6 protein-coding genes and 1 tRNA gene are annotated in these 7061 nt (G+C 70.2%); 1 reads left to right on the top strand and 6 read right to left on the bottom strand.

The genetic code is table 11. The features are described 5' to 3' along the window. Positions 1 to 589: 589 nt before the first annotated feature. The 4 genes from AC1D01_RS15185 to AC1D01_RS15170 form a co-directional block, all read right to left on the bottom strand. Positions 590 to 889, bottom strand: coding sequence for a hypothetical protein (locus AC1D01_RS15185; RefSeq protein WP_477867592.1), 300 nt, complete (start codon positions 887 to 889; stop codon positions 590 to 592). 79 nt (positions 890 to 968) lie between these two features. Further along, positions 969 to 1043, bottom strand: a tRNA-Val gene (locus AC1D01_RS15180). 68 nt (positions 1044 to 1111) lie between these two features. Next, a complete protein-coding gene (locus tag AC1D01_RS15175; RefSeq protein ID WP_477867590.1) occupies positions 1112 to 3385 on the bottom strand; it encodes a RelA/SpoT family protein in 2274 nt (757 codons plus the stop codon). Beyond that, positions 3382 to 4257 (bottom strand): alpha/beta fold hydrolase, encoded by an 876-nt coding sequence (locus AC1D01_RS15170; RefSeq protein WP_477867588.1) that lies wholly within the window; start codon positions 4255 to 4257, stop codon positions 3382 to 3384. The genes AC1D01_RS15175 and AC1D01_RS15170 overlap by 4 nt, the downstream gene beginning before the upstream one ends. A gap of 22 nt (positions 4258 to 4279) precedes the next feature. Here AC1D01_RS15170 and AC1D01_RS15165 point away from each other — a divergent pair, with 22 nt between their 5' ends. After that, a complete protein-coding gene (locus AC1D01_RS15165) occupies positions 4280 to 5080 on the top strand; it encodes a 3-hydroxybutyrate dehydrogenase (protein ID WP_477867585.1) in 801 nt (266 codons plus the stop codon). A gap of 18 nt (positions 5081 to 5098) precedes the next feature. Here AC1D01_RS15165 and AC1D01_RS15160 read toward each other — a convergent pair whose 3' ends face one another. Further along, positions 5099 to 5827, bottom strand: coding sequence for an SIMPL domain-containing protein (locus AC1D01_RS15160; RefSeq protein WP_477867583.1), 729 nt, complete (start codon positions 5825 to 5827; stop codon positions 5099 to 5101). Between the two features lie 47 nt (positions 5828 to 5874). After that, positions 5875 to 7056 (bottom strand): DUF1501 domain-containing protein, encoded by a 1182-nt coding sequence (locus AC1D01_RS15155; RefSeq protein ID WP_477867594.1) that lies wholly within the window; start codon positions 7054 to 7056, stop codon positions 5875 to 5877. Between the last annotated feature and the right edge of the window lie 5 nt (positions 7057 to 7061).

The following is a 7061-nucleotide window of genomic DNA, read 5'->3' as shown; positions in this document are numbered from 1 at the left end:
CTCATGCAACTCGCCGACCTGCCTGACGGATGGCTAGCCTACCGAAAGTCACCCGCGGATCCTTGGGTACGGGAGGAGTATGCAGACAGTGATGCCGAAGATGAGGCCTAACCTGTCGCTCGAGCCGACTCGTGTCGCCAGGCCGCCGCCTGGGGCTCAGGTTCAACGTTGAACGGCTGCTTTCCGGAACCTTGTTCAACCKGAGCCAGCTTCCGCTTTGGGTCGATTGTTGTCCTTCGGTGCCGCCGCATGAACTCGCACTACAGGCCACACCCGGGCGACCACCTCGTCCAGCCGGTTTGGCGTCCCCGCCCCCCGCTCTCGCACAGCGCCTTCAATGTCCCCAGCGCCTTTGGCCAGGTTTCCACCATGCCATCGAACTCATCCTTCATGTCCTCGTCGACCGTGAGCGTCGTTCCCTGCGGCGTGGCCGTGAAGGTGTCGTTCTCGTAGGCTGGCGCCCAGGCGCGGATGGCTTCGCTGTCGGTGTCTTCAACCCCGTCGGCGATGTAGCCGAGGTGCCGGATCGAGATGAACTCGTTCGGCCGGTTCGCGGCGACCTCCGTGACCCTCCCCTCCCCGCCCGGCGTCAGGAATCGGCATCGCCCTGCGCCGGCTCCTCCGGATCGAAGGGCTGCACGCCCAGCCGCGCCACGCCCTGATCGACGCGCGCCGAGAGCTTCGCGAGCTTGCGCTGCAGGTCCTTCCAGTTGCGGATGCCCTCGTTCACCGGGTCCATCGGGTAGTAGACCTTGTTGCCCTTGGGCTTGGCGGCCGACAGCGCGAAGCGCACGAGGTCGTTCAATTCGAACGCCAGCTCGGTCATCTGCACGCGGGTCTCGGCCACGTGGGCGTCGATCAGTTCGCGGCGGCGCGGGGTCATCTCCATGAAGGATCTCCTGGGCCCTCAGAGGACCATAGAAAAAGGGCCTGTCCCTTTCGGAACAGGCCCTGATTTCCAGACGTTTTGGTGGGCGATGAGAGGGTCGAACTCCCGACATCCTCCACGTCAAAGAGGCGCTCTACCACTGAGCTAATCGCCCGAGTCCATGACTATAGCATGTGTTTTTTTGGGATCCAGCCGTGGTCGGAATTTTCTTCGCCAACCGACTCACTTCCTTCGTGCACTCCGCACGCCGCCGATGCGGTCCACCGCCGCCAGCACCTGGTTCAGCCGGGCCGAATCGGCGACCTCGACGGTGAAGGTCATCCACGCGGTGCCGCCGCGCACGTCCTTCACCGACTGCGTGTTGACGCCGGTCACGTTCATCTTCTCCTTCGCGAACACCTCGGAGATGTCGCGCAGCAGGCCCTGCCGGTCGGCCGCCTCGACCAGCACGTCGACCGGGTACAGCGAGGGCTTGTCGCCGCGCCGCTCGCCCCAGGTGACCTGGATCACCCGCTCCGGGCTGCGCGCGGCCATCTGCCGGAAGTTGCTGCAGTCGGCGCGGTGGATGGCCACGCCGCGCCCGCGCGTCACGTAGCCGCCGATCGCATCCGGCGGCGCCGGCCGGCAGCAGCGCGACAGGCTGGTCATCAGCGATTCGACGCCCACCACCAGCACGCCGCCCTTCGGCGCTTCGCCCTCGGGGCGGGTCAGGCGCTGCGTGATCACCGCATCGGGGTCGGGCTGCGGTTCGGGCGGGCGCAGCAGCGCCTCGATGTTGCGCAGCGAGAACTCGTCCTTGCCGACCACCTCGAACAGCGCCTCGGCATGGCGGAAGCCAAGCTGCGCCGCCAGGTCGTCGAGCTTCATCGACGTCTTGCCCTCGCGCTGCAGCAGCTTCTCGACCGCCTCGCGGCCGCGCGCGATGGTGTCGCGCAGCGCCAGCGCATTGAACCAGGCCCGCACCTTGGCCTTCGAGCGCGAGCTCTGCAGGTAGCCCAGGTTGTCGTTCAGCCAGTCGAGCGACGGCCCGCCTTCCTTGATCGTCGTCACCTCGACGGTCTGCCCGCTCTGCAACCGGGTGTTCAGCGGCACCATCGTGCCGTCGACCTTGGCGCCGCGGCAGCGGTGGCCGAGGTCGGTGTGCACGGTGTACGCGAAGTCGATCGGCGTCGCGCCGGCCGGCAGCTCGATCACCGCGGCATCGGGCGTGAAGACGTAGATGCGGTCGTCGAACACCGCGCCGGGCGCCGCGCGCTCGCTGCGCTGCTCGACGCCGCCTTCGTCGCCGCTTTCGATGAACTCGCGCTCCCACGCCAGCAGCTGCCGCAGCACCGCCTTGCGCGCCTCGGCCACCTGGGCGTCGAAATCGCCGCTCGCGCTGACGCCGGCATAGCCCTTGGTGCCGGCCTCCTTGTAGGCCCAGTGCGCGGCCACGCCGTGCTCGGCGTGTTCGTGCATCGCCCGCGTGCGGATCTGCACCTCGACCGCCCGCCCGTGCTCGTCCTGCACCACGGTGTGCAGCGACTGGTAGCCGTTCACCTTCGGCCGCGCGATGTAGTCGTCGAACTCGCCCGGCACCGGCGGCCACAGCTCGTGCACGCGGCTCAGCACCGCATAGCAGTCGGGAACGTCGGCGACGATCACGCGCATCGCGCGCACGTCGAACACGCGGTCGATGTCCAGCCCCTTGCCGCGCATCTTCTTCCAGATGCTGTAGAGGTGCTTCGGCCGGCCCTGCACCTCGGCGCGCAGCCCGGCCGCGGCCAGTGCCTCGCCGAGCCGGCAGCGGAAGGCCTCGACGCCCTGCTCGCGCTCGACGCGCTTCTCGTCGAGCAGCCGCGCGACGTTCTTGTACTGCACCGGCTCGATGAAGCGGAACGACAGGTCCTCCATCTCCCACTTGATCTGCCAGATGCCCAGCCGGTTGGCGAGCGGCGCGAACACCTGCAGCGATTCGCGCGCGAGCACCGCCGGGCATGGCTGCTTGCTGCTCGCGAAGTGGCGCAGCGTCTGCAGCCGCGAGGCCAGGCGCAGCAGCACCACGCGCAGGTCGCGCGAGAACGCGAGCAGCATCTTGCGCACCCGCTCGGTCTGCTCGGCGCGCTGCTCGGCGTGCACCCTCGCCTCGCGCGCGGCGCGCTGGATCTGCACCAGCTTGCGGGTGTGCAGCACCAGGCTCGCGTACGACGCGCCGAAGGCCTTGCTGACGACCTCCTCCGGCTTGCTGAGGTAGTCGCTCGCGTAGACCAGGTAGGCGGCGGCGCGCATCGACGGCGCGGCGCCGATGCCCTGCAGGATCGCGGCGACGCCGTCGGCATGCACCAGCGCGTCTTCACCGGTGTCGAGCGCCTGGCCGTCGAGCAGCGGCTCGGCGAAGGCGCGCGCGCGTGCGAGCTGCGCAGCCTCGCCGTCGCGGCCCGCCTCGCTGGCCGTGTCGGCGGCCAGCTGGACGATCGGGGCCGCGTCCTGGTGGGTGTYGAGCAGTCCGGTCTTCACGCCAGCAGGAACTCCCGGACGGCCGCGATCTGCTCGGGCGAGGTCAGCATCGGCGCATGGCCGACGCCGTCGAACTCGCGCAGCAGCGCCCGCGGGCCGCGTTGCGTCATCGCCTGCGCGGTGGCGCGGGTCAGCAGGTCGGAGTCGGCCCCACGCAGCAGCAGCGTCGGGCAGGCGATGGCGTCGTACATGCCCCACAGCACGGCCTCGCCGGCGCGTGCCGCCTCGGGCGTGATGGCGCGGAACGGCAGCGCGATCTGCGGATCGTAGTGCGGCACGAAGCCCTCTCCAGTGGCATCAGCGTCGGCACGCAGCATCGGCCGCGTCAGCGCCAGCCATTGGTCGCGGGTGTGCGGCCCGAAGCCCTGCGAGATGGTCCACAGCGCGTCGGCCGCCTCCTCCAGGCTGCGCCAGCGCGCCGGCAGGCCGAGGTAGGTGCCGATGCGCGCCAGCGCCGCCGGCTCGATGCTCGGGCCGACGTCGTTGAGCACCAGCTTCGACACCGGCGAATGCTTCAGCGCCGCGAGCCCCAGGCCGATCAGCCCGCCCATCGAGGTGCCGACCCAGTGCAGCGTGCCGGCGTTCAGCCGCGCGAGCAGCGTGACCATGTCGGCCACGTAGGCGGGGATCTGGTAGCCCATCGGGTCGGCGAGCCGGTCGGATTGRCCGCGCCCGACGACATCGGGGCACACCACGCGGTACTCGCCCTGCATCGCCTGCGCGAAGGTGTCGAAGTCGCGGCCCTGGCGCGACAGGCCGTGCACGCACACCAGCACGCGCGGGTTGGCCGCGTCGCCCCACTCCCACCACGCCATGCGGTGCAGGCCGCGGGTGTCGAGGCATTGCACGTGGTTCAGGCGGGGTTCATGCATGGGCCGGGCTTCCTCTTCGATAATGGACTGTATCAACCTGGAGGTCTCCACCGTGCTCAAAGGAAAAACCGCCCTCGTCACCGGCTCCACCAGCGGCATCGGCCACGGCATCGCGCTGTGCCTGGCGCGCCAGGGCGCCAACGTGGTGCTCAACGGCTTCGGCGAATTCGAGGCGGCGCGCGCCGAGGTGGCTGCGCTCGGCGTGAAGGCCGGCTACCACGGTGCCGACATGAGCAAGCCGGCCGAGATCGAGGCGATGATGGCCTACGCGCAGGCCGAGTTCGGCGGCGTCGACATCCTCGTCAACAACGCCGGCATCCAGCACGTGGCCGCGGTCGAGGAGTTTCCCGCCGCCAAGTGGGATGCGATCATCGCGATCAACCTCAGCTCGGCCTTCCACACCACGCGGCTGGCGATTCCCGGCATGCGCGCGCGCAACTGGGGCCGCATCATCAACATCGCCTCGGCGCACGGGCTGGTCGCGTCGGCGCAGAAATCGGCCTACGTGGCCRCCAAGCATGGCATCGTCGGCTTCACCAAGTCGATCGCACTCGAGACGGCGCAGACCGGCATCACGTCGAACGCGATCTGCCCCGGCTGGGTGCTGACGCCGCTGGTGCAGAAGCAGATCGACGACCGGGCCGCGCGCGAGGGCATTGCGGTGGAGCAGGCCTCGCGCGAGCTGCTGGGCGAGAAGCAGCCGTCGCTGCAGTTCGTCACGCCGCAGCAGCTGGGCGACCTGGCGGTCTTCCTGTGCTCGGCCGCCGCCGACAACGTGCGCGGCGTGGCATGGGCGGTGGACGGCGGCTGGACGGCGCAGTGAGCGCCGGCCGCCGCGAGGTCACTTGGCCAGATCCTTGATCATCACCACCGAGCCGTTGACGCTGACCGTCACGCTGCCCTTGCCCAGCTCGACCGGCAGCGCCTCGTCGGCGGCGCCCATCGTCTTCATGCGGGCCATCGGCGCGGCGGCGTACATCACCGGTTCGTTGCTGCCGATGTTGATCTCGCGCAGCGTGTAGCTGGCGAAGCCGAACTGCTTCGCGTACTCGGCCGCCTTCGCACGGTAGCGGGCGATGGCCTGCGCGGCGACATCGGCCTCGACCTTCTCGCGTTGCTCGCGCGACAGGTTGCTGCCGACGCGGGCGATCGTCAGCGTGCTGATCTTCGCGGTGAGCGCGGCGATGCCGGGAATGTCCTTGCCCTCGACCACCAGCTCGGCGGTGCCCTGCCAGCCGTTGATGCCGCCCTTCTGGCTGTAGCGCGGGAACAGCGAGAAGTTGCCGGTGTGCACCTCGATGTCACCCGGCTTCGCGACGCGCTTGGCCTCGGCCAGCGCGGCGTCGAGTGCCTGCTTCAGTTGCGCCTGCACGGTGCCGGCATCGGTGCCCTCGCGGGTGGTGCTGAGCGTCACGTTCAACAGGTCCTTGTTGACCTCGACGGTGGCGCTGGCCGACAAGCTCAGCACGTTGTACGGCGTCGGCTCGGCGGCCAGTGCGGGTTCGGCCGCCAGCGCGGCGGCAAAGGCCGCGACGGCGGCCAGGGGCGAGAGCTTCGATTGAATCGTCATGGATCCTCCTTGTGTGTGGGATGCCACCGGTGGGCCGGTCAAGCCGATCAGGCGGCGATGAACGGCAGCGCATCGAAGCGCCCGTTCAGCACCACCTGCGGATCGACACCCCACCAGCGCTGCGCGATGGTCGCATAGACCTGCCGAAAATCTGCCGTGTGGACCAGGTTCTGATTGGTGTCCAGTCGTTGCAGGTCGGGCATGCGGCCGATCACGCCGCCGCGCACCGCACCGCCCATCGCGAAGTGCGGCGCGGCGGTGCCGTGGTCGGTGCCGCCGCTCTGGTTCTGGCGCGCGCGGCGGCCGAACTCCGAATACGTCAGCACCAGCGTGCGGTCCCAGGCGCCGGCCTCGACCAGGCCTTCGCGCAACGCGGCCAGGCCCTCGGCGAGCTGCTTCAGCAGCGCGGCATGCGTGGGCAGCTGGCCGCGGTGGGTGTCGAAGCTGCCGTGCGTCAGGTGGAACACCGGCACGCCGCCGCGCCCGGCCTGGCCGGCGACGATCGTGCAGCAGGCGCGCACCGCCTGGCCGAAGCCGTGTGCCGGGAACTCGGTGCGCAACGCCGGCGCACCGGGGTTGCGCAGGCCATCGGCCGCCTGCAGCACGCCGGCCTCGACCTTCAGCACATGCGCGAGCGCCGCATTGCCCTGCACGGCCGCCGGCCGCGCGAGGCGCGATTCGTTGACGAAGGCCTCGGCGCTGGTCAGCGAGACGGCGCGCGCGCCGCTCAGCGCGCCCAGCCCGGCGGTGCCGACGGCCACGCCTTCGGCGGTGAAGCGCCCTCGCCCGCGCAGCCCGGCATCGAAGGCGCGAGCCACCCAGCCTTCGTCGAGGTACTCGCGTGCCGCCGACGCGGTGTCCCAGATCTCGATCGAGCGGAAGTGCGACAGGTTGGGCTGCGGGTAGCCGAGGCCGAGCAGCAGCGCGAGTTCGTGCTTCTCCCACAAGGGGATCAGCGGTGCGAGCGCCGGATGCAGGCCGAGGGCGGCATCGAGCCGCAGCAGGTCGGCGGGCGGCAGCGCGAGCGTCGGCCGCAGCGCCGCGTACGCGGGATCGGCATACGGCACGACGGTGTTCAGGCCGTCGTTGCCTCCCTTCAGCTCGACCAGCACCAGCACGCGGTCGGCGGCCGAGGCTGCCGCCTGCAGGCGGTTCGTGCCCTGGGCCCAGACGGCGGACGGAATGCCCGGCAGCGCCAGGCCGCTGCAGGCGACGGCGGCGCCCGACAGGCGCA

This window comes from Rhizobacter sp. P3_B12 (genome assembly GCF_056402895.1).
The sequence above is the reverse complement of the archived record's forward strand: the minus strand, read 5'-3'. Positions and strand labels throughout refer to the sequence as shown.

Coding starts and splice junctions, on each gene's coding strand:
- AC1D01_RS15160 (WP_477867583.1), bottom strand. CDS start 5,827: ATGACGATTCAATCGAAGCTCTCGCCCCTGGCCGCCGTCGCGGCCTTT.
- AC1D01_RS15185 (WP_477867592.1), bottom strand. CDS start 889: ATGGAGATGACCCCGCGCCGCCGCGAACTGATCGACGCCCACGTGGCC.